Annotated in this window: 3 protein-coding genes; all 3 read left to right on the plus strand. The window is 37.5% G+C overall.

The annotated features are described in order from the left end of the window. Positions 1–225 (plus strand): hypothetical protein (locus LHW48_10700; protein MCB5260915.1); only part of this gene is annotated, 225 nt, incomplete at its 5' end. A 146-nt stretch (positions 226–371) separates the two neighbouring features. Then, on the plus strand, positions 372–1,406 hold the full coding sequence (locus LHW48_10705) for an FRG domain-containing protein (GenBank protein ID MCB5260916.1): 1,035 nt from the start codon (positions 372–374) through the stop codon (positions 1,404–1,406). 59 nt (positions 1,407–1,465) lie between these two features. Then, positions 1,466–2,584 (plus strand): hypothetical protein, encoded by a 1,119-nt coding sequence (locus LHW48_10710; protein ID MCB5260917.1) that lies wholly within the window; start codon positions 1,466–1,468, stop codon positions 2,582–2,584. Positions 2,585–2,813 lie beyond the last annotated feature (229 nt).

Raw genomic sequence — 2,813 nt, forward strand, 5'->3', positions numbered from 1 at the left:
GATAGCGTGAACCTTCAGATTAATGATATTCGGCAGCTTCCTGTAATTATTCCATTAAAAGAGCAGCTTGAGGAGTTTCACAGAATATTCAATGATGCTTACGCTATAAAACTCTTGCAGTTTGCTGGAGAAATTTCTGTTAAGCTAGCAGAAAGTAAGCTAAGCAAGATCCAAGAAGAGCTTGATAATCATGTGCTTGAGTATTACGGATTAACTAAGTCTTAGAGGAGTATTTTTGTTATATCGATGCGCTTTACGTATAAAAACAATCGCTAAGTGGGGCTATTGCCATCAACATTCGATTTAGTTCTACTCATCATGATTTCATTTGTTAATAAGGTTAGAGCAACAAAGAACTGGGAGTTAATTACATGGAAAGTAAAAAGGATAGAACCTCATATCTACTAAGTAAATTCAAGTCGAAATATTGTTATAAGGTGGTGGACGATGGAATAAAAGTCTTACATGTACAAAACCCCCATGTTCTCTCTCAGCTAATAGGATATGCTAAATATATAGCCAATAAAGAGAACAAAAGTGTCTTGATTAGAGGACAAGATTCGCTGTATGGCGGGCGATTAATGCCTAGCTTATATCGTGGGATAAAAGACAAGCAGATCAGCAGCAGAAACAGATTGATAAAATCATATTGTGCTGATGTAAACAACGTTATGATCAAACACTTTCCGAAGGAATTTTCAGAAAATGGGCTTGAAATAATAGAACCCATTCTTCAACACTATGGTATCCGAACAAGATGGATTGACCTTGTAGATAACATCTGGATAGCTTTATGGTTCGCAACGCATACCCTGCATGATGCAGATCGATTATCAAAGATCTCATATAGGTATTCTAAATGGAAAGCCATTGATGAAGACAATAGCTTAAATCCACTTTCTCTACTCCATGAAGAAACAGAAAACCCCTATGTATACAAAGAAAATGGAGTTATTAATGACTCGCTTTTAGATAGTTGCCTGGATAAACTAACGAAAGAAGTCAGGATGATTCAAAGAAAATATGCATATATACTACTACTTGAGGCAAATTTGAAAGATATGAACAATAATGGTGTTTATCAAGACGAATTTACAAGAGTAGTTGATCTAAGGTATGTGTGCCCTTCTGTTTTCTTGCGCCCCCATAACCAACATGGTTTGTTAATGAGGAGAGAATCAAGTAATCCTGATACCACTTCCAATCATGATTTCTTTAATCATCATGTGTCTGCTGCGATTAGGATAGATATCAGAGACGCGTTAAGTTGGCTGGGGACTGGATTTCTTTTAACACCTGAATTCCTTTTTCCTTCACCTTTTTCGGATTTTATGTATAGACATTTGATTGAGTTAGAGCCGCCTCGTTCTTCGATTTTAGGACAGATTATACGGTTTTGGCAGTAAAATATGATATCTATTTCGCGTACTACTTAAATACTGGAACATGTTAGAGGTAATGCTTAATGTCGTTTCAATCAGTTCTCAGTAAAGCCCCTCTCTTCTTAAGAAAACGCTTTTCATCCCTTCGGGAATATACATCCAAACTTCTATATGACCACGCACGAGCCAGATTTAAAAAAGATCATTTCTATTGGAGTAAGGAAAATGACCCAAGAAGGGCGAAAGTAATTGATCAAGCTACCCTTGCGTATTTCATAGTTCTACAGAAAACATTCTACGAGAGGACAACCGAAGCAAGTATAGAGACGGTTAATTGCTTCAAGGATTTAGATATCCATCAATTCGTTATCGGATCAGCACAATTCTATGAGAATAGTGAAGATGTACTTAGGGGAAAATTGCTGGCAGATGCATTAATCCAGTACATTACAGATGAAAATGTAAAGCGGTTAGTGAATCAAGTCAAGTATGCCAAAGACTTAGTTGAGCACTTCAGGGAAGATTTCTTGAAACTTGGATATATGTTCGATCAAGCTCAAGCTCAAAAAGACTTACTCGATTTCTTTGGAGCCTACCATGCTCAATTGGACTCTTTCGGAAGATATGTAAACCAGACCTTTGAAGCGTTTGCCCTAACCCAGACAATAAAATGGTATATAGAACGAGGCTGGAAGGTTACTTGTAAGAATCCAAGAGGAGATAAGTTCAAACTAAAGTTTAGCACTCGTGGCAAACCGGTGAATTTCAGTTTCTTTATACTGAAGCATAAGCAGAAGACAATTCATATCAGGCATCAGCTAAGAGTTGGTATTAGGCATAACCCAACAAGCTCCGCCAATATAAATCTGGACGTTGCAATCTACAAAGAAACTGACCTGACTAAATACGCATTAGATGATTTCTTACCAAACCAGAGACTCATCAGCTTTGGCGAAGCTAAACATATGAGTGCTTTTGCTGAGTTAATGGCAAATTTTATTGGGCTAGTACATGAACTCATACCTGATAAACTGCACAACATAAGAAACCAAGTTGGATTCAGTCCATCGGAACACATACCTCCATTCTTGATTGTAAGCGGAATCCTTTATCATACAGCCAAAGAGTTGAAAAACTCCATTGTGGACAGGGGTTATGATATCGATGTTTATGATTATAACCATAGGATGGCTACCTTATGATACATAAACCGACTACTGGCGAATTGGGAGGATTGTCTGATAACTTTGTGTTGAACAAAATGCCGTTTCATGCAACACAAGACATAAACGTGTATTTCATGCAACACCTCATATCAATGATATGCATGACTTGCTGGATGATTTTGAACAGTTTCTTCGCAACGATAAGATTATGGTTCCGCATCTGATCCGCTGTGCAATTGCCCACTATCAGTTTGAAACGATACAC

The sequence above is a fragment of the Candidatus Cloacimonadota bacterium genome (assembly GCA_020532355.1).
GTDB lineage: Bacteria > Cloacimonadota > Cloacimonadia > Cloacimonadales > Cloacimonadaceae > UBA5456.